Below are 19,889 nucleotides of genomic sequence, written 5' to 3' on the forward strand. Positions count from 1 at the left end.
CGCATCGCCCGGCCGTTCCCATTTCATGCGGGCCGAGGGCGCGCGTGCGGGTCCCGGCTCACCGACACAATCGGTGGTCCCGGGACCCGCGGCACGGGGGATGCGCTCTGCTTACGCGGCGGGCGTGGACGCGCTGACCGACGGGCTCGGGCTCGCCGGGCGGCTGTTGTCGCCACCGTTCCGGCGGTCGTCGTGGCCACCGTTCGGACGGCCGTCGTGGCCACCGTTCGGGCGACCGTCGTGGCCACCGTTCGGACGGCCGTCGTGGCCACCGTTCGGACGGCCGTCGTGGCCACCGTCGTGGCCGGGGCGACCGTCGTTGCCGGGGCGGCCCGGGCCGCTGTGGGGGCCGTTGTTGCGCAGCACCGGCAGCGCCAGCGCGAACGACCTGTACTGGGTGCGGTCGCGGCGACCGCACAGGTCGTACGAGATCGTGGCGCGCAGGCGGGCGACGCCGGCCCGGTCGTAGTCGGGGTTCACCTCGAAGGCGGTGAAGTCCGTGCGGCCCGGACGCAGCATGTCGCCCCGCATGAAGGACGTGAAGCGCTTGCGGCCCGGGTAGTCGACGTCGACGTCACGGCCGCCGCCGACCCGCACCTCGACGTCGCAGATCGGGCGGTCCGTACGCCAGTAGATCTTGACCCAGCTGTCCGCGTTGGCCCGGACCGCGCCCAGCCAGTTCGAGACCGGCTGCGGCCCACGGACGGGCGCCGCCGCAGCGGGTGCCGTCGCGGTCACGGTAGCCATGCCGACCGCCGCCGTGGCCATAGCCACGAACGCACCGATGCGCCGATTGTTCTTCATCGAAATTCCTCCAGTTACTGATGGTTGCCCGGCGAATGGCCGACCGACAAAACGGACACTATGTCCACGAGCCGCTCCTGCGCCGCCTTTCCCCCGCGTTTCGGGATGAATTCCTCTTTCCTGTACTAAATGTTTAGCCCGGATTGACCGAAAAGCTGAGGTTGCACCCCGCCTCAGAAACCCGAATAAGTACCCGGAATGCTCGCAATAACAAGATCAAGAATGCGCACGAATCCATGGCGACCTGCGTTTATAGACATTTACAAGACCCCTTGCACTCGCCGGAGCGCGCACCTGACGGACCACCACCCCACGACCAGAGCCGGCGGACGGCGCGGCGCAGCCAAACGACACGCCAGGGCGGGCGGCGTGGCGGAGCGAGACCGGCACGGCCGGGCGGTGCTGGCGGCTCAGCGCAGCAGACGGCCAGGGTCGAGCGGTGTCGGTGGCACAGGTCAGGCGGTACTGACGGCGCGCCTCAACAACCGACAAAGCCGGCACCGCGGGAGCCCCGCACAGCAGACCGCCCGCCGGGCGGCACGATGCAGCGCGCAGACCAGCCCAGCCACGGGTTCGGCGATGCCCTCAGCTGACCGACACCGCCGGGCGATGTAGGCGACACAGCAGCCCAGCACCGCTAGGCGGCGTGGTTGGCGCGCCACCACAGAACGGCACCACCGGGCATCGCGGCATGAAGGGCACGTCGGACGCGAACAGCACGTCCGGCAAGAACAGCAGCTCCAGCCCGAGCGGCACGTCAGGGGTGGGCTGCCCAGACGGCATGGCAGTGCAGGCAGCGCGGCCGACCGGAACGGTACGGCGGCACGGTCGACTCGAACAGTGCGGGCCGCACGATCGGCACAGGCAGCGCGGCGGACCCGAACGGTACGGCGGCACGGCCCACTCGAACAGTGCGGGCCGCACGGCCGGCACAGGCAGCACGCACAGGCGGCACGGCGGCGCTGCACAGCAGCCGGCACGGACAGGCAATGTCGGGGCCGGCGCAGCGGACTCGCATGTCCGGACGGTGGGTCGCCGGCCGGCACGGGCTGGACGGTGATGCGGCGGGCGGCCAGTTGCATCCCGAAGTGGGCGGTGCAGCGATGCGGCATTGCCGAATTGAGCGGCGTGGTCAGACGACGCCGGCGAGGGGCAGGGGGTATGAGTGGCGCGGCGCATCAAACGGGCACGCGACGGTGCAGTGGTACTGGCCAGGCCACGGCAAGTGGTGGGTGGGAGCGCGGTGGGAAGGGGTGTTTTCGGGCGGTCTCGGCCTCGTCCGGCTCTTGGATGCAGCACGATGGAGGCGCTCGATCAGGATGGGGGAACTGTGATGTCGCTCAGTGGGGCGCACCGGGCGGCCTTTCGGCGGGAGGTGGCGCGGGAAGGGCGTGTCTTCTCGATCCGGGATCCGGAGGGGATGCCGGCGCCTGCGGGGGATGACGGCCGGCGGGCGGTTCCGTTCTGGTCCAAGGCGACCCGGGCCGGGCGGGTGGTGGATCAGGTGGCCGCTTACCGGGGGTTCGAGGTGCTGGCGGTCGACGTCGATGAATGGCTGCGGGGGTGGCTGCCGCGGCTGGAGCAGGACGGGATGCTGGTGGGGGTCAATTGGTCCGGGGCCCGGGCCACCGGCTACGACCTGGCTCCCACGCAGGTGAGGCAGTGGTTCGTGGATGCACCGGCCGAGGATGCCGAATTGGAACTGCCCGGGCGTAGTTGAGGTCCGCGCCTGCCCCTATGCTTGCGGTACAGCAACCAAAGGGGCCCCTGTGCGTAGCCTGCAGATTCTCGTCGTCGACGACGACGACGCCGACGCCCTCATGATTTCCGAGGCGTTGGAGAACGCGACAACGCACACCAGCGTCGACCGGGTGGCCGACGGGCGCGAGGCGCTGGACTATCTGCGCCGCGAGGGTGCCTACGCCAACGCGAGCCGGCCCGACCTGATTCTGCTCGACCTCAACATGCCGCGGATGGACGGGCGCGAGACGTTGGCCGCCATCAAGACGGACGACCGGCTCAAGGCCATCCCCGTGGTGATTCTGACTACCTCCGGCGCGGCGCCTGACATCGTCGCCAGCTATCAGCACCGGGCCAACGCGTACGTGACCAAGCCGTTCGGCCTGGACGAGTTCGAGGCGACCGTACGCCAGATCGACCGCTTCTATCGCGAGATCGCGACGCTGCCGGCCGACCGCGAAGCATAGGCCGCGCCACCTGGGGGTACTGCGGGAGCCATGACCCAGAACGAAGCTCCCGAGGACCTTGGCGCCCCGGTCGCCTATCTTGTGCTCAAGGACGGCACACCCGTGTACGACGAGTCGGGCGCCCGCGCCGGTGAGGTCGAGCACGTGCTGGACGACGAGCAGTCGGACGTCTTTCACGGGCTGATCGTCAAGACGCCGGAGGGACACCGCTTCGCCCCGGCCGAGAAGATCAGCGGCCTGTTCGAGCACGGCGTGATCCTGACCGTTCCCGGCGCCGACCTGCCCCAGCCGAGCGAGGACCCGGCCGCCCACAGCGCGGACGAGGGCCTTCAGGACACGCTCAAGCGAGCGTGGAACTGGCTCATCCAGCCCCGCTAGAGCCGGCCCGAAAGCAGAAAGCCGACCGCCGGCGTCGGCGTCGGCGTCGGCGCGAATATCAACGCCGCCCGGGGAAGGCGCAAAAGCCGCCGCCAGGGCGTACGTGGAAAGCGACGCGCCGCGAGAATCCGCCGCGCGCCGCTCAGCAGTGCGAGAAAGACGTCAGCGTCGCGGCGTGCCGCCCCAGCGCATCAGGGACGCGCCGACCGACATGCCGCCACCGAAGCCGGCCATCAGCACGATGTCACCGTCCTTGAGCGCGCCCTTGCGGGCTGCCTCGTCGAGCGTGACCGGCACCGACGCGCTGCCCACGTTGCCGTAGCGGTCGAGGGTCAGGTGGGTGGTGGCCTCGGTCAGGCCCGCCTTCTCGACCAGTTCGGCCAGCATGATGCCGTTGGCCTGGTGCGGCACGAAGTGGGTGACGTCTTCCACGGCGACGTCGGCCCGCTTGAGCAGGGCCTCGAGCGCGGGCGGGACGCCGATGTTGACGAAGTCGCGGACACCGCGGCCGTTCATCTTGAAGTAGTGGTCGCCGTTGGCCACCGTCTCGGCCGACGCCGGCAGGCGGCTGCCGCCGCCGGGCACGTGGATGAGCTCGCTGGCCTCGCCCCGCGACACCAGTTCCATGTCGAGGAAGCCGTAGCCGTCGGCCACCGTGCCCACGACTGCCGCGCCCGCGCCGTCGCCGAAGAGCACGGCCGTGCGGCGGTCGCCGAAGTCGAGGATGCGCGAGTAGATGTCGGACGCGATCACCAGCACCTTGGCCGTCGGGTTCATCGACACGAGGCTGTTGGCAAGCGCGACGCCGAAGACGAAGCCGGCGCAGACGACGTTGATGTCGAAGCAGGCCGCCCCGTTGGCGCCGATCTTGTGCTGCACCAGAGTGGAGGTCGGCGGTTGCGGAGAGTCACCGGTGGACGTCGAAACGATGAGGTAGTCGATGTCGACGGCCTCGAGCCCGGCATTGACCAGCGCCTCTCGCGCCGCCTCGGCCGCGAGGTCGGAAGCGGCCTCGTGCGGGGCCGCGAAACGACGGGCCTGGATCATCGTCTTCCGGCTGACCCACTCGGGGTCAGCGTCCGGCACGAGACGCACCAGGTCGTCGTTGGTGACCACCTCGGCCGGCAGGTACGAGCCGGTACCCAGGATGCCCACGCTCATTTCGCCCCCACTTTGATCGAACTCGCCCACTCCCTGAGGAAAGAGGCTATCCGGTTTAGGCTATGACAGTCAGACAAGATCGAGCGACCGGGCGGTGCCCGGCCATCAGCCGATCGGCCCACCTGTGAAGCCGCCGGAAACGGGTCGGTAACAAGTGGAAACCAAATACACCGCGGTCGTTCGCTGCGTCGAGGCAGAGGATACGCAGCGTCACCAGGAGCGTTGCATTTGCCGCCCAGAAAAGCGGTTTCAACATCTTCAGATAGTGAAATCCCGTGCGGGGCTCATGAGACGCAAGAGGGGCCGGCCTCGGCGGCCGGCCCCTCTTGTTAGATCCGTCTCAACGAGGCGAACGGTCCCGATCGCGGTAGGTCCAGGCGCCCGAGGCGAGGCTGCCCGGCGTGGGCGGGGGCGCCTGCTGCGGGATCCGGGCGGCAGCCTCTTCCCGGCGCTGCGCCAGGTAGGCGGACGCGGCGCGGTCCTCTTCGGTCGGGGCGGACATCAGGGCGTACGCGAGGCCGATGATGCCGAAGACGACGGCCACCCCGATGGGGACGATCATGCCGGCGGCGGTCGCGCCCGGAAGCTGAACGGTTGACGGGTCGGCGTCGACCGACATCGCGGTCATGCCGGTGAAGTGCATGCCGTTGACGGCGATACCCATCACGAGCGCGGCGGCGAAGACGACCAGCGGCCGGCGCACCGTGACAGCGAGCCAGAGCGCGACAGCGGCCGCGACCACGGCGATGCCGACCGAGAGGCCGACCCGGCTCATCGAGTACGACACCTCGCCGTGCAGTCTCATGGCGGCCATGCCCGTGTAGTGCATCGCGGCGACGCCGAGGCCGGCGACAACCCCGCCGCTCACGATGCGAATGTTCTGCGCACCCTTGCCGAGCAGCGCGATCGCCAGGCCGACGCCCACCGCGACCACCGCGATGATCGCGCTGGCGAGGGTGAGGCCGATGTCGTAGCGGATGGCGGTGCCGGTGACGCTGAAGCCCATCATCGCGACGAAGTGCATGCTCCAGATCGCGGTGCCGCCGATCGACACCGACGCCAGAGTGAGCCACCAGACGCGCTCGCCACGACCGGCGGCACTCCGGAACCGGATGGCGCACGTGAGCCCCAGCATCGAGCCCAGCACCGAGAGAACGTAGCTGATGGTGGGCGTGATCCACCCATGGTCGAAGTGATGGATCTGCGCCATCGCGGTCCCCTTCTATGTCTCCCGCTCCGGTAGTGCATCCTGCATTGCCGGACGTGGATCCGGGCGGTTCGTGACCAACTTGTGTCACGGACCGGCCGCTGAGCGTCATCGGCGTCCGCGGTTTGCCGAACGATTAGATCCCCGGCCTGCGGTTTCGTGATCACCCGACGGTCTGCAGCCCGCTGTCCGAACAGACATTCGCCATGTCCGAGGCGGCAGCTCCGACCGCTGCGACGGCATCCGGCTCTGTCTCTTTGCCCGCGGCGGCCAAGGCTGAGGCGTACGCAACGGCGAGGCGCTCGGCCGCGTCGGCGACCGGGGCATCCGCAGTGGCGCTCGCCCCGGCGATCCCATCCACGATCCCGGGTGTCATGAGCGACGAGTCGGCTATCGCCTCGGCCAATGCGGCACAGGCGAGCGTGCCGGGCGGATCGTCCACGGGTGGCGGCGACGCCGAGGCAGGCGGGGACACGCTCGGCGATGACGGCGGGGCCGGCTTCTCTTCCACGCCGCTGCACCCCGCCAAAAGCATAAACACCAGAATTAAAGGTACGAATTGTGACACTTGGTCAGGCTAGGCGGGCCTCACCTCGTACGGAAGCAAAAGGCCCGGTCGTCGCCGACCGGGCCCCGCATTGCTCAGGTGTTGGACCGCTCAGAGGTAGGAGCCCTTCTTGTACTCGGCCCAGCTCATGTTCCAGTCGGTCCAGCCGTTGCCGTTCTGCAGCTTCTCTTCCGTGCCCGTGACCGTGATCGGGTCACCCATGAGGGTGCGGCCGAAGAGCCAGGCGCCCATCTTCTCGGAGACGTTGACGCAGCCGTGCGAGACGTTGACCTTGCCCTGCTTGCCCTCGGACCACGGTGCGGCGTGGATGAACTGGCCGCTCCAGGTGATGCGCTGGGCGAAGTCGATCGGGGTCTTGTAGCCCTCGCCGGCCGGCAGCTCGTCCGTCGTGTCGAAGATCGTGTGCTTCTTCTTCTCGATGACGACCATCGTGCCGCTGGAGGACGGGGTGCTCTTCTTGCCCAGGCTGACCGGGATGGTCTTGATGACCTTGCCGTTCTGCTTGACCGTCATCCGCTTCGACTTGTTCGAGACCGTCATGATGAACTCGCGAGCGATCTTGAGGTCGACGGTGAGGTCGGACCGGCCGTAGTAGCCGTTGCCCAAGGGGACGCCGGCCAGCGCCACCTTGTAGAAGACCTTCGAGTTGGCCTTCCAGTAGACCTTCGTGCGGTAGTGCACCTCAGTCGGGCTGGTCCAGTGCCAGGTGCCCTCCTGGGCCGGAGTGGCGGTGACCTTCATGCGGCGCTCGACGTCGTCGCGGTAGCTCTCGGGGATCGAGCGGCCGAACCGGATGATCAGCGGCATGCCCACGCCCACGCTCTGGCCGTCGCCGAGGAAGCTCGAGACGCGGATCAGCTTGGCCGGCTTCGCCATCGTGGTGAAGGTGCTCGTGGCGGTGTTGGTCTTGCCGTCGGCCTCGGGACCGGTGACGGTCACCGTGTACTTGGTGCCCCACGCGAGCGCCTTGGCCGGGGTGAACGTCTTGGCGTCCTTGTCGAGGGTGCCCTCGACCTCTTTGCCCTTGGCGTCGGTCACCGTGACGGTGGTGTCGCCGGGGCTCTCGCTCGTGTACTTGATCGGAGCGATCGCCTGCACGTTCTTCGCCTCGGCGGCCGGCGAGGACACCGCGACGGTGCTGGGCAGCGCCTCGGGTGACGGAGCCTCGCCGTTCGGCGCGGCGCTGCTGCCCGGTTCGCCGCCGCCCTGCCAGGACGACGACTTCTTGTCGCCGTCACCACAGCCCGAGGCGAGCAGGACGCTCGCAGCGACCAGCGCAATCGCGGCGTTCTTGATTCCCCAGGTCTTCATGGTCCCCTCACGGCATCGGTCGTCCCGGCGCCAATACTGCCTTTATCTTTCCCGGTCACCAATCCCGGAATCGTGCCGCCCGCACATTTCAACGGTGCGATTCAGCCCGATTTGGACCCATTTGCCACAATGGTCACTTGAGTTCCGCGGGTACCGGAAGAGCACTGCCCTTGACGAACTCGGACCACGGCTTGTCCCACGGCGTCCAGCCATTGCCGTACGAAAGCTTGTCGCCCGTGCCCTTCACCGTCACCGGGTCGCCGATCAGGGTGCGGTCGAACAGCCAGCGCGCATTGCCGGGCGCGACATTCACACAGCCGTGGGACACGTTACGACGCCCCTGGTCACCCACCGACCACGGAGCGGAGTGAATGTACTGCCCGCTCCAGGTCAGCCGCTGCGCGAATTGGATCTCGGTGCGGTATCCCTCGTCCGGGCCGAGCTCGGCCGTGGTGTCGAAGATCGTGTCGGCCTTCTTCTCCATCACCACCATGACGCCGCTCGATGACGGCGTGCTCTTCTTGCCCAGGCTCACCGGCATCGTCTTCACCGTCTTGCCGTCCTGCACCACAGTCATCTTCTTGGTGGCGTTGTCGACCTTCATCTCGAACTTGCGGCCGATCTTCGCCGTGGCCGAGCGGTCCCGGTCGCCGTAACGGCCGCCGCCGGTCGGCAGGCCGCCGAGCGCGACGCGGACCTTGAGCGTGGTGCCCGATTTCCAGAACTCGGGGCCGCGGTAGTAGGCCTGGGTGCCGTTCGGCGTCCACGACCAGACGCCCGGCTGAGCCGGCGTGGTGGTGACGAACAGGCGGCGCTGCACGGCGGCGCGGTCGGCCTTCTTGATGCCCGGGCTGAACTCGACCACGACGGGCATGGCCACGCCGTACGTGTGGTCGTCGAAGAGGTAGAGGCCGGTGCCGGTCTTCTTGCCGGGCTTGCCCATCGTGGTGAAGGTGGTGCCGGCGGTCTTGGTGGTGCCGTCATCGGCGGTGGCGACGACGTTCACCGCGTACTTCTGCTTCGTCTTGAGGGGCGAGCTCGGCACCCAGGCCGAACCGTCCTCGCGCAGCGTGCCCGCCACGGCCTTGCCGGCGGCATCTTTCACCGTGACGGTGGTCACCTTGGCCCCGGCGACCTTGAGGCCGATCTCGGCACTGACCGGCACCCCGGTCTTACCCGCGGCCGGAGTGACGGCGAGGCTGATCGGCACGATGGCGGACTCTTCCCGCGACGTCCCGGCGCCGGCGCTCGGCCCCGCACTCGCGCCCGCCGACGGCGTACCCATCCAGGCCGACGCGCCCTTGTCGTCGTCCTTGCCGCACCCCGCCAGCGCGACCGGCGTGATCACCGCCATCGCCATGACTGCCACGAGCGTGCGCCGCATGCTGACCGTCCGTCCGTCCCGTTGTTCCAGTTGCGGGGACATCTTGCCTCATGAATGCAAGAGATCGAGTCCTCCGTCCGGGTGGGTGCCCTCGTCCGCGGGTCCCCACCACCCCCGATTTCCAAGATCACCGGGAGCCGTGCTAACGTTTTCGTCGTTGCCAACGAGCGCCGCTAGCTCAACTGGCAGAGCAGCGGACTCTTAATCCGCGGGTTGTAGGTTCAAGTCCTACGCGGCGCACAGTAATCATGGCCCTGACCAGGTGTTTCACCTCTGGTCAGGGCCATCTTTCCGTCGCTTGTGGACGAACAAGTGATCCATGCGTGATCTGGAGACGCTGACACCCGGCAGCAGGGGGCGATATTCGCCGTCATGGCGCCCCCCGGGTGACCCAGCTCACCCGGGGGAATGGTCGCCGCCGCTGCCGGGTTCGTGGCGTCGCGTGCCCGCCTGCCGCCTGGTTCTCGACTCGTCGTGGTGCCTGATCGGCCGGCTGACCGAGGTGGGCAGTGACGTCCTGCCGAGCACGCTGCTGAGCGAGTTCGAGCGTGTTCTGAGGAAGGCGTTCCCGCCGGTTGACGGCAAGACTCGTGTACCCCGTTAGGCGCGCCGTCTGCAGGTGAGTTTCCGGAGTACGACAGGTTGTACGTGGATGCGGTCCCGGCGCCGCCGTGGACTTCGCCTACCGGCGTTGAGGCGTGGCAGCTGCCAAAGCGCGAGGACGGGGACGATCCGCAGGGCTGGCAGGCGACGAAGCCTCACGAGCTGACACGTCTCACCAGTGAGTGAGTGGCTGGTCACGGCGTGATCGGCTGCTGAGGGCGGTGCCGGTAGAGCGAACAGGCCGGGTTCGAGTTCAGTGAGTTGCCGCCGCTTGACCAGGCGTTTCAGCTTGGCGCGGATACCCTCGCAGTCTTTGGGCTCGGTGCCGATACCGAGGGCGTGGCAGACGTCCTTGGCGCGCATATTGCCGCTGTCACCGGTCTGGAATGTGGCGAGGATCTGCTGGTAGACGGTGATCTCGAGCGGGCCGCTCGGAGAGTGGGCGTCGCTGGTGGCGGTCAGCCGGGTCAGGGTGGGGCGGGTGGTCGCGAGGTCGGACAGTTCGATCTCGGCCGTACGGAGCTCGTCGGTGAGCTTGCCGATCTGTTCGCGCAGGTCGGTGATGGCTGCGGCGACGGTGGCCTGCCGTTCGCTGATCAGGTCCAGGGATGGAATGCGCCATGGTCATGTCCTTGTCGTGGTGCGCCAGGAGAGCGTCAGCGTGAAGGTCCTCGCCGCGGTGGGAACCGCCGCGCTGGTGGCGTTGATCGTCGGGGTGCTCGGCCTGCTGGCGTTGCGTGACGCCAGCAACGCGCCGCAGCTGATCTCCAGCAGCAACGTCGCGAGCATCAAAGCAGTCAGCCGGCTGAACGCTGTCGTGTTGCAGGCCCGGGTCGACACCGCCAACCAGGCGCTGTCCGTCACCGACGCCTCGACCAAGAAGTTCACCGACGCCTTCACCACAGACCTGCAGAACTTCACCACCGCGATGGCCGCCTACCGAGCCAGCAACCCGGCCTCAGACACCGCCCTGATCGACCAGCTGCAGACCAACTGGGACGCCTACGCCGACATCGCGGAGAACAAACTCCTGCCGGCCGGCGAACGCGACGAGCTGGCCGAATGGGCGAAGATCCGCGACGCCGAGATCCTGCCGATCCTGACGGATACTTTCGGCACTCTCACCACGATGGACGGTCTGGAGACCGCGGACGCGGTCAAGAACGCCGCCGCGGCGAAGTCCGACTATGAATCCAGCCGGACCACTGCGATCATCACCCTGGTCATCGGGCTGATCCTGGCCCTGGCGGTCGGCGTCATCGTCGCCCGCAAGATCGTGCAGTCGCTGACGAAAGTCACCTACGTCTGCGACGGACTCGCCGACGGCGACCTCACCCGCAGCACCGGCCTGGACACCCGCGACGAACCCGGCCGGATGGCCCGAGCCCTGGACACCGCCCTGACCCGGCTACGGCAGACGATCACGACGATCGAAGGGTCCGCCGCCTCGCTGGCCGGCGCATCGGAGCAGATGAGCAGCACCGCCGCCAACATCGCCGCGTCCGCGAAAGAAACGTCGAGCCAAGCCCTCGCAGTGTCGGCCGCCGCAGAACAAGTCTCCCGCAGCGTCGACACGGTCTCCTCCGGCAGCGAAGAAATGGGGGCCTCGATCCGGGAAATCTCCCAGAACGCCGCCGAAGCCGCCCGCGTCGCCTCCGAAGCCGTCACCATCACCGCGAACACGTCGGCCACCATGAACAAACTCGGTGACTCCTCCGCCGAGATCGGCAACGTCATCAAGACCATCACCGCGATCGCCGAACAGACCAACCTGCTCGCCCTGAACGCCACCATCGAAGCCGCCCGCGCCGGCGAAATGGGCAAAGGCTTCGCCGTCGTCGCCTCCGAAGTCAAAGACCTCGCTCAGGAAACCGCCCGCGCCACCGAAGACATCTCCCGACGCGTCCAGGCGATCCAAGCCGACACCAACGGCGCGGTCGCCGCGATCGACGAAATCTCGACGGTGATCGAACGGATCAGCGAGTTCCAGACCACCATCGCCTCCGCCGTGGAGGAACAGACCGCCACCACCGCCGAGATGAACCGCAGCGTCGCCGAAGCGGCCGGCGGAGCCGGGGAGATCGCGCAGAGCATCACCGGTGTCGCCGACGCCGCCCGCATAACCAGCCAAGGCGTCACCGAAACCCAGCAAGCCACCACCGAACTCGCCCGCATGTCCACCGAACTGAGCAGCCTGGTCTCCACCTTCCGCATCTGAACCGCCGGCACCGGCACACCTGGCACTACTCCCCCGCGCCCTGCCGCGTCCGCACCACATGGGCGTCCTGACGGTGACGCCCCCACCGTCGTCACCCCGTTTGCTGGATGTGTAGGCCCGCCGTGTCGGGATCGGCGGTGGCGCTATCGCCGGGTGCAGTATCCGGCGGCCGAGGCGTAGTAGCTGGGCGGCTTGCTCGGCGGTGGGCACCGCGGCCTCCGCAGCCAGGGCCTGAATCACGGCCTCGATAGCCGGGCCGAGCAGTTCACGTGCCATCGGCAGGGCGCCGCGCGCCTCGGCGCGCCCTGCCGTACCGGTCCAGTCGGCCGAGCTGGATTTTAAGAGTCAGATGCTTTGACTCACCGATGATCACCCAGCCGCGGACGCACTCCGGCGATCGCTAGCCGCAACTGGTTACTGTGCGTGCCGCTCAAACGCCTGTCGCCAAGGCCGCCTTCAGCAGAATCGGCGTTATAACGCCGTGTTCTACGCAGAGTGAGTTGACCGCGTGGTGATCCGGGTGGTGATCGGATGTCGGCGACCGTTTCAGTACGGGCGCGACTGAATCAGCACGTTCGAGTGGCCTACGGATCAGAAGGCTAGGGGTTCGAGTCCCTTCGGGCGCACAGCGTTTCGAGAGGCCTGATCTGCGGAACGCGGTTCGGGCCTTTCGTGTTCCGGACTTTGTGGAGGTTGGGTGGCGGGTGGGCGGCACATGGGTGTCGTCACTTTCCGTGACGGTGCGGCTAGTTACGGCCTCGTGACCTGTGACTGCGCTTCCCCTGATCGGGGCTTATCGGCCGGGGTGGTTTGTTTTTCGTCGCGTCCGGCGGGCCGGTTCTTCGCCTCTTCTGCTTGATCCGGTGGCGGGTGTGCCGGTCGGCGGCCAGCACCAGGGCGGCGGTGGCGTCGGCGCAGCGGCGCTGCGCGTCGGGCAGAACGCTGGTGTAGGTGTCGGCGGTGACCACGATGCTGGAATGCCCGAGCAGATCTTGAAGGGTCTTCAAATCGGCCCCGGCCTCGTGGGCGAGCGACGCGGCGCCGTGGCGCAGGTCGTGCAGCCGTACCGGCGGGAGCCCGGCGCGGTCGGTCAGCTTGCGGAATCGGGTGGTGGCGTAGTTCGGGTGGATCGGCTGGCCGTCCTTGCGGGTGAACACGTACCCGGAGTCGACCCACTGAGCGTTGATGGCGTGCCGGCGTTCGAGTTGCCGGTGGCGGTGCTCACGCAGGATCGCGACGGTGCGCTTGTCGAGGGCATCGGCTCGGCGGCCGGCGGCGGTCTTCGGGTCGCCCTCGATCACCTCGTAACCGGCCGTGGTCCGCTGCCGCTCGACGAACAGCAGCCCCCGGTCCAGGTCGACCGCCGCCCAACGTAGGCCGCAGAGCTCGCCACGGCGCAGCCCACGCAGGGCGGCGAGCCACCAGAACGCGAACAGCGAATCCTCGACCACCCCACCGAGGAACGTGGAGAGCTGCTTGGCGGTCCACACCGCAACCGGGCGGATGCTCGCCGGTCAGTTTCCACTGCTTGACCCGGCCCTCGGTCCAGACCTGGGCGTGCGGTTTGCGGTAGCCGGTGATCTCGATGTGCCGGGCCGGGTTCGTTTCGATCAGTTCTTCCCGTACGGCGAGGTTCAGTGCGGCACGCAGGGTAGACGACGTGGGCGGCTTGGCTGTGGTGGTGGCGGATGAGCCAGTCGAGCATGTGCGTGACCTGCCGGCCGAGGGGCAGGAACGCTCCGGGTGCGGTAAGGTCCTCCGGGTCCTTCTCGGTGAGGCGCTGCCAGTAGACGAACCGGTAGAGCACGGCGTCGTGCACGGTGTACCACCCCCGGCACCTCCTGGCTCTTCTCGCTCTGCGTGCCCGAGGTCGCTGATGGGGACGATACGGCGCAGGCCGCCGGCGACGTTCCAGACGAGGTCGGTGGCGATCTCCTCGACGGCGGTCTTGGTGCGCCAGCGCAGCGCGAACCGTTTGCGCCAGGTCATGGTTGTCCCAGAGCCGGCTGGTGAACTGGCGGGCGAACTCCTGCCACAGCTCGGCGACGCCGCGGTCGAGGTTGGGGTGCTCCTGGTCGCCGAGAACCTCGGCGATGCGAGCGGCGGCGTTCCTCGGCCCAGTCCTCGGCGACCGGGCGTGACCACATACTGAGCAACCAGGCGGCGGCTATGCACCATCGCCGTAGTGGCACCGTTCCGGTCCAGGGTCACCGATTTTTTGGGAGCATGGTGGTCCAGAGCCGCCCGCTGCCTCTGCGGGCCGACCCAGTCGAGACCCGCAAAGGATTTCTACATGCGTAACGCGGAAGATGACGACGGCATGAAGGCCCCGGAGGCGGGGAGAGCGGCCCGGCGTCGCAAGCAGGCACTGGTCGCAGTGGTAGGGCTGACGGCCGTGCTGAGCGGTGCGACGGTTGCCGTGAATCACTGGAGCGGGAATGACGAGCGTGCTGTACCGGTCAAAGCGGCCGATGCGGCGTCGGCCGATCCTTCCATTGAGCGGGCGAGCACGGCGCCGAAACAGGATGCCGCCTCTGCGTCTCCCGCGCCATCTCCGTCGCTGCCCAAGGACGCCACTCAACGCATCGCGGAGGCGCGCGCCGCCGCGGCCAAGGACAGTGTTCCGGTGTTGCGTCCGCTGCCGCCGCCTCCTGTCGCTGAGCTGCCGGATGAAGCGGTCACGGTACGCACCTCAGGCTCGGTGCAGAAGGACAAGGCGACCATGCGCGTGGTGTCGGCTCGAGGGGATCTGACCGGGCAACGGGAGCTCGCCTGGGTAGCTGATCGTGGCGATAGGGTCGGTGAAGCGTCGTGTTCCCAGACCATCAAGCTGTCCAACAGCACGAAACCGGAACGCAAGTCGAACCTGTTGATCTGTTGGCGCACCAGTGCGAAGAAGAGCGTCTACACCGTAGTGGTGGACCTCGACGGCGACCCTTCCAGGCAGAAGAGCGTGGCCACCATCAACGCGGAATGGAAAAAGCTGGATTGATCAGCATGCAGTGCGCAGACGCGTGCGAGGCGCCTGCGGTCGGTAAGTGCTTGGACATACGGCGAGCCCTCAAGGGTCTGAGGTGGAGGCGCTTCGTTGCCAGGGGCCGGCCTCCGCTGCATGCCTCGGGCGTCGAGTGTGCCCCGGGCGGAGTTCTTTTGTTCCCGACCGGCCAAGTAGTGGGGCTGTCGAGGGCTGACGGTCCAGGTGGCTCTCGCGGCTTCTTCCGCACAGGCCACCGACGCGCTGTCTCGGGTTGGGGCGCCTCGCCGGATATCACCGCCCCCTGCGTCCGTGCCGGCTCGACATGGGGTGACCCCGGGGTTGCACAATCGGGATGGATCTGTGCCGGTACAGATCTTCGAGCATGATGGCGTCCGAAATCATGGCTAGAAAACGAAGCGGGGCTGCCATCTGAGACGGATGGCAGCCCCGGTCACCATACGTAGGTGACCTCGCCTCGTCAGGATAAGTGCTCCGGCAGCTGAATCATGGCGAATAGCCGAAGTACGCACCACAGAGTTCCGTTCAGACCCCCTTCCGCGTCAGCCGAACGCTGATCTGTTGAACCGCTATCGCGCGACCGGCACCGAGCGGAATCATGGCCCGACCCGGTAGCTGCGATGAGGCGGACTCTACGGCTCCACGGAATATTCCAACTGTGCGGAATCAGTCACTTACTTACGGTTACGCTACCGCGAGATGGGCTCACTTCGGGTTCCGAACGTGCGGCCCCACCCAATCCAGAGACGTGGTCCTAAGGACCCGTAGGAGGACCCTCGCATGCGTAAGTCCAAGTCACGCTCAACAGCCCGGATGGCGACGGCCGCCGGGCTGACGACTGGAGCAGTCACTGCAGCTCTGCTCGTCGCACCCACGGCGGCGTTCGCCGCCACCACCGTGACCCCACCAGTCGTCGCGCCCGGCGGCGTGGCCACGATCACTGACACCGACTCGTCGCCCTTCACTGCCGGCACCGGCGCGACGGCGTCCCGGGTGCAGCTCCTCACCACCGGGACGACGTGTGTCACCCCGATGCCGGCGGCGTCGGCCTCCGTCCTGGCTGCCGACATTACGACGGCCCCTAACGTGGCTGAGTCCACCACCACTACCGTGACGTTCAGGCTGCCCGCTACTGCGACAGCGGGCACTAACGGTCAGGCCAAGCGGTACCTCGCCTGCGTCTACAACCCCACCGGCGGCACCGCCCGGGAAGGCCTCGCGGCCGGCTACCCCGTGTGGGTGGGTACACCTCCCACACTGACCACAACCATTGGCCCGAGCGGCGGAGGTAACACCGTCGGGGTCACCACAAGCACCCCGATCTTCACCGGGGTCACCACCGTCGGCGCTCAATTCACGACGGCCAACGACTGCCCGACCACCTACGCCACACCGACCGCGAATCTCGCGGGTACGGTCACCCGCGTCGGAGACGCTAGCGTGAACGTCGCCGTACCGGCCGGGGTCGCGAGCGCGACCACCGGAACCTTGCGCTTCCTCATGTGCCTGTACAACGGCACTGCCACCACTTCGGCGCTCATCTCAGCTGCCCGGTACACCGTCAGTCACGTCCTTCTCAGCCAGTACACCGGCCCCTGGCAGGGTCTTAACGCCCTCAACATCACGGGCGCGACGCCGCTATTCGCCGGCATCGACACGGTGGGTGTGGCATTCCAGCAGACCGCGTGCGAGACGACGTACGAAGAGACCGGTGGTGCGACGCTCAAGCCTGTTACGCAGGCAAACGTCCGTCGAATCTCCGACGAGCGGGTGGCACTGACCATCCCTGCTCTGCACAGCTCCGCTCCGACGGCCGCGACGGAGTGGCTCTCCTGCCTGTACAACGGTGCCGTCGACGAATCCTCACCTCTGATCGCGTCCGTCGCGTACACGGCCACCACCGTGCACACCGCGACCGGGATCACGCCGTCGGCGGGCCCCGCCCTGGGCGGCAGCCGGATCGTCGTCAGCGGTACCGCCCTCCCGCTGACTCCTGGTGAGATCACCGCGACGCTGGGCGGCACGCCGCTGACCAACATCACGCCGATCAGCGCCACCGCGTTCTCGGCGATCACGCCGGCGCACGCCCCGGCGAACAACGTCGCGCTTGTGGTTTCCACCTCCTCGGGTCAGCACACCCTGGCCAACGCGTACTCGTACACAGCCGCGTTGAAGGTGACCCCGAACACCGCCCCCAACACGCGTCCCGTCTCTGTCATCGTGCGCGGTGTCGGCTTCCAGAGCGCAGCGTTCCCGACCGATGGAGACCTGGTCGCCGGGGCGCATTTCTACCTCGTTGAGGGCACCTACAGCGGGGCGGACTCCGGCGGTGACCGCGCGAACGCCCCGGTCACTGACTGCGCCAACGTCCTGGTCCTGAGCGACACCGAGGGAATCTGCACCCTCAACCTGCACCGCCGGCTGGACCTGGAGGGTGACGCGGAGGTCGCGCAGTACACCCCGCCTGTCGCTGCGGCCAACGACGTCACCACCGTTCTGGGCAGCCGGATCATCACGGCCATCGCCGACGAGTTCACCGAGCTGCACGTCGGCCAGATCATCGCCGAGACCGGCAACACCAACATCCCGGCCGGCACCAGGATCGTCAATGTCCTCGGCCCGAGGACCGCAGTGATCTCCACCCCCGCGGTCGGCACCGACGCCGACGGCTTCACCATGGCCTACCAGGTGCCCATCTACCGCACCAACGTCTCCATCACCACTACCGGCACGAACACCATCGCTGCGGTCACCGCTCCTGACGGCACGTTCTCGCAGGCGGACGTCGGCAAGGTGATCGTCGGCCACACCAACATCACCGATGGCACCCGAATCTTGTCGGTGCAGAGCTCCACCGCCGCAACCCTGTCGGCAAACGCCGCCACCGCCGGTACGGACACCGCCACCATGCACCTTCAGTACAACCCTGTCCCTGAGGGTGCGTACAACCTGACATTCGTCAGCAACGGGGCCGTAGGCGCGGTTTCGTCTGACCCGAACTACGTGCAGAGCCTGGTCTCCAGCGGTTCGACGTTCACCGTCTCGTCCTTCTGATAGATCAAGCACCACCGTCTGACACGTCATCAGCGGCGGCCCGGAGCATCAAGCTCCGGGCCGCCGCCTGTGTCCAGGCATCGAGGCCCGGCGCTCTTCGGGCACGCGGGGCCTCGCGCACGTGCGCTATTCACAACTGGTTCTGACGGCCTGAACCGGCTGCACCCAGAGGGATGCGTTTAGGAAGCGGGATTAATTCGTGCTGAGGCCGCAGCGGTGCGCCGCCAGCCGCGCGGCATCCCGTCGGCGCGCCGCCCGGTCGGGCGCGGCAGTTGACTGCGGTGCTGTTGCCACGTGCATCGCAGCCGACCGTCGGGGTCGCCGAGGACCGCGACCAGCATAGCCATCTTCTGCGGCCGCGGATGAGCCCCGGACAGCCACCGCCCAGCGGCGAGCCTGGTCACCCCGACCGCGGCGGCCAACTGGGTGATGTTCATCCCCCGCCGGCGCATCCGTTCCTGCACAGCCCGGCCGAACGGTGTGGGCGCCGCCATCGCCTCCGCCTCAGCGGCCTCGATGCCCAGGACATCGCACACCCGCAGCAGCGGGTCCGCCCGGCGCGGCAGCACACTCCGCTCCAGCTTCGAGATCATTGCTTTGGTGCTGCCGGACTGCTGCGCCAGCTGTGCCTGCGTCCAGCCCTTCCGCCAGCGCTGCACCATCACCCGGCCCGCCAGTCCCTCGGGCACCTCGATGCCCGCGGCGTCGAGTAGTGCCGCCAGGTCAATGCCGAGCTGCTCGACTAGGTGCCGAGCCACCGCCGGGCTGAGCCCTCGGGCACCACGCAACACATCGAAGATCGCGCCCCGGCTCATCCCGATCGCGTCGGCGAACCCGCAAATCGACTGCCGGTGCGCGGCCAGCGCCTCGTCAACGATTCGCCGCCACGGCGGGCCCGGCCGCACCGCAGGCACCAGGGTGTGCGGCCGGTGCGCGACCAGCACCTCCTGCACATCGCGGTCCAGCACAACGGCCAGCCGGTCCGCGCGCAGCCGGTCCAAGGTCAACCGACCGGCGAGCAACCGGGTCAGACTGCCCGGGTACATTCTGGCCCGCCGCGCCAACTCCTCAGGTGGTTGCTGCTGCTGAGCACACCACTGGTCGATCATCGCGGATAGGGTCGTTGCGGTCATGATCTCCACCGTGCCAGGGGTTGTAACGGCGCAGCAGAAAATTCGTCGAACGCGCGCCTAAAAAGCTGCTAACACGATCTCGGGTCGGTCCAGTTGATCAACCGGCGCCAGCAGATCAGAACGCAGGCAAGGCTGACAAGGCCGTCGTGAATGTCGAGGCGTCGTTCCAGCGCGTGGCGACGCGGCGGAACTGGTGCAGCAGGGCGAAGGTCTGTTCGACGACGTAGCGCAGCTTGCCAAGTGCCTTCACGCCGGCAGTTTTGGGCTTGGGGATGACCGGCTCGGTGCCGCGTTCACGGTAGGCCTGACGGAAGGCCTCGCTGCTGCAGGCCTTGTCGGCCAGCAGGGTGCCGAACCGGCGCCGTTGCCGGCCTGGTAGGCCGGCGATCGGTGGGTAGCAGTCGAGCAGGTCGAGGGCAACCGCCCGGCGATCGAGGCCGGGGACCAGCCGTGGCGCAGCCGGTCACGGACGACGGCGTTCAGCCACATCGACCGCTCGACCGCGTACTGCTTCGGCCGGCCGCGAGCCATGCCGGCGCTCGTGTCAGCGGTCGTGGCCCGGTAGTCGGACCGCCCGCCGTGGCGGATCACTTCCCGCGAGACCACCGACGGATCCCGGCCCATCCGTAACCCGATTTCCTTATACAGCAAGCCTTCCGCCAGACCGCGGGAGATTTCCTCACGGTCGGACAACGTCAACATCATGCGCACGGCGGGAATCCTGTCCCACCGAACCACCAAGATCAAATGCTACGACTGGCCGACAGCTTCAGGGTCCGTAACACGAACGGCTCTGGCGCTCTTTCGGTGGTGACGCAGAGCGTCTTTGTCCATGTTGGATAGTAGTTCCGGTGCGCTGCTGATGA

General features: G+C 67.8%; 16 protein-coding genes, 1 tRNA gene and 1 pseudogene. 8 read left to right on the top strand and 10 right to left on the bottom strand.

Annotation, left to right across the window (positions count from 1 at the left end; genetic code table 11):
* Positions 1–111 precede the first annotated feature (111 nt).
* Positions 112–804: a hypothetical protein gene (locus KXC43_RS38835; protein ID WP_221381220.1), complete on the bottom strand. Its 693-nt coding sequence runs from the start codon at positions 802–804 to the stop codon at positions 112–114.
* A 1,300-nt stretch (positions 805–2,104) separates the two neighbouring features.
* Here KXC43_RS38835 and KXC43_RS38840 point away from each other — a divergent pair.
* Genes KXC43_RS38840 through KXC43_RS38850 form a run of 3 tightly spaced genes read left to right on the top strand, consistent with a single transcriptional unit; the run spans position 2,105 to position 3,389 of the window.
* Positions 2,105–2,524, top strand: coding sequence for a DUF2750 domain-containing protein (locus tag KXC43_RS38840; protein WP_255645571.1), 420 nt, complete (start codon positions 2,105–2,107; stop codon positions 2,522–2,524).
* A gap of 49 nt (positions 2,525–2,573) precedes the next feature.
* Positions 2,574–3,011 (top strand): response regulator, encoded by a 438-nt coding sequence (locus KXC43_RS38845; RefSeq protein WP_308129457.1) that lies wholly within the window; start codon positions 2,574–2,576, stop codon positions 3,009–3,011.
* 30 nt (positions 3,012–3,041) lie between these two features.
* Positions 3,042–3,389, top strand: a complete 348-nt coding sequence (locus KXC43_RS38850; RefSeq protein ID WP_221381222.1) for a PRC-barrel domain-containing protein — start codon at positions 3,042–3,044, stop codon at positions 3,387–3,389.
* A 162-nt stretch (positions 3,390–3,551) separates the two neighbouring features.
* Here KXC43_RS38850 and KXC43_RS38855 read toward each other — a convergent pair whose 3' ends face one another.
* From KXC43_RS38855 to KXC43_RS38875, 5 genes are all read right to left on the bottom strand, one after another.
* A complete protein-coding gene (locus KXC43_RS38855) occupies positions 3,552–4,550 on the bottom strand; it encodes a 3-oxoacyl-ACP synthase III family protein (protein WP_221381223.1) in 999 nt (332 codons plus the stop codon).
* A 340-nt stretch (positions 4,551–4,890) separates the two neighbouring features.
* Entirely contained in the window at positions 4,891–5,760 is an 870-nt protein-coding gene (locus KXC43_RS38860) for an MHYT domain-containing protein (protein ID WP_221381224.1), read from the bottom strand.
* Positions 5,761–5,920: 160 nt separating this feature from the next.
* Positions 5,921–6,268 (bottom strand): hypothetical protein, encoded by a 348-nt coding sequence (locus KXC43_RS38865; RefSeq protein ID WP_308129458.1) that lies wholly within the window; start codon positions 6,266–6,268, stop codon positions 5,921–5,923.
* A 147-nt stretch (positions 6,269–6,415) separates the two neighbouring features.
* Positions 6,416–7,636 carry a L,D-transpeptidase gene (locus tag KXC43_RS38870; RefSeq protein ID WP_221381225.1) on the bottom strand — a complete coding sequence of 407 codons (1,221 nt, stop codon included), beginning with the start codon at positions 7,634–7,636 and terminating at the stop codon, positions 6,416–6,418.
* 133 nt (positions 7,637–7,769) lie between these two features.
* On the bottom strand, positions 7,770–9,020 hold the full coding sequence (locus tag KXC43_RS38875) for a L,D-transpeptidase (RefSeq protein ID WP_221381226.1): 1,251 nt from the start codon (positions 9,018–9,020) through the stop codon (positions 7,770–7,772).
* Positions 9,021–9,187: 167 nt separating this feature from the next.
* Between KXC43_RS38875 and KXC43_RS38880 the strand changes: the two genes are divergently transcribed.
* The 3 genes from KXC43_RS38880 to KXC43_RS38890 all read left to right on the top strand — a co-directional run bounded on the left by KXC43_RS38880 (position 9,188) and on the right by KXC43_RS38890 (position 11,841).
* A tRNA-Lys gene (locus tag KXC43_RS38880) sits at positions 9,188–9,260 on the top strand.
* 202 nt (positions 9,261–9,462) lie between these two features.
* Positions 9,463–9,624, top strand: a complete 162-nt coding sequence (locus tag KXC43_RS38885) for a hypothetical protein (RefSeq protein WP_221381227.1) — start codon at positions 9,463–9,465, stop codon at positions 9,622–9,624.
* Positions 9,625–10,263: 639 nt separating this feature from the next.
* The gene (locus KXC43_RS38890) at positions 10,264–11,841 is read left to right on the top strand and encodes a methyl-accepting chemotaxis protein (protein WP_308129459.1); all 1,578 of its coding nucleotides are present in this window, start codon (positions 10,264–10,266) and stop codon (positions 11,839–11,841) included.
* A 746-nt stretch (positions 11,842–12,587) separates the two neighbouring features.
* Here the strand turns inward: KXC43_RS38890 and KXC43_RS38895 are convergent.
* Complete coding sequence (locus KXC43_RS38895) at positions 12,588–13,331, bottom strand: site-specific integrase (RefSeq protein ID WP_308129460.1); 744 nt, start codon at positions 13,329–13,331, stop codon at positions 12,588–12,590.
* An 803-nt stretch (positions 13,332–14,134) separates the two neighbouring features.
* Here KXC43_RS38895 and KXC43_RS38900 point away from each other — a divergent pair.
* Positions 14,135–14,833 (top strand): hypothetical protein, encoded by a 699-nt coding sequence (locus KXC43_RS38900; protein WP_221381228.1) that lies wholly within the window; start codon positions 14,135–14,137, stop codon positions 14,831–14,833.
* Positions 14,834–15,616: 783 nt separating this feature from the next.
* On the top strand, positions 15,617–17,890 hold the full coding sequence (locus tag KXC43_RS38905) for an IPT/TIG domain-containing protein (RefSeq protein ID WP_221381229.1): 2,274 nt from the start codon (positions 15,617–15,619) through the stop codon (positions 17,888–17,890).
* Positions 17,891–18,069: 179 nt separating this feature from the next.
* On the opposite strand, the gene KXC43_RS38910 is transcribed toward KXC43_RS38905, so the two are convergent.
* From KXC43_RS38910 to KXC43_RS53630, 3 genes and pseudogenes are all read right to left on the bottom strand, one after another.
* On the bottom strand, positions 18,070–19,023 hold the full coding sequence (locus KXC43_RS38910; protein ID WP_369076975.1) for a helix-turn-helix domain-containing protein: 954 nt from the start codon (positions 19,021–19,023) through the stop codon (positions 18,070–18,072).
* A 115-nt stretch (positions 19,024–19,138) separates the two neighbouring features.
* On the bottom strand, positions 19,139–19,273 hold the full coding sequence (locus KXC43_RS51735) for a hypothetical protein (protein WP_255645573.1): 135 nt from the start codon (positions 19,271–19,273) through the stop codon (positions 19,139–19,141).
* 164 nt (positions 19,274–19,437) lie between these two features.
* Positions 19,438–19,725, bottom strand: a pseudogene (locus KXC43_RS53630) (helix-turn-helix domain-containing protein); the annotation flags it as partial.
* Positions 19,726–19,889 lie beyond the last annotated feature (164 nt).

The sequence above is a fragment of the Paractinoplanes polyasparticus genome (genome assembly GCF_019710575.1).
Lineage (GTDB): Bacteria > Actinomycetota > Actinomycetes > Mycobacteriales > Micromonosporaceae > Actinoplanes > Actinoplanes polyasparticus.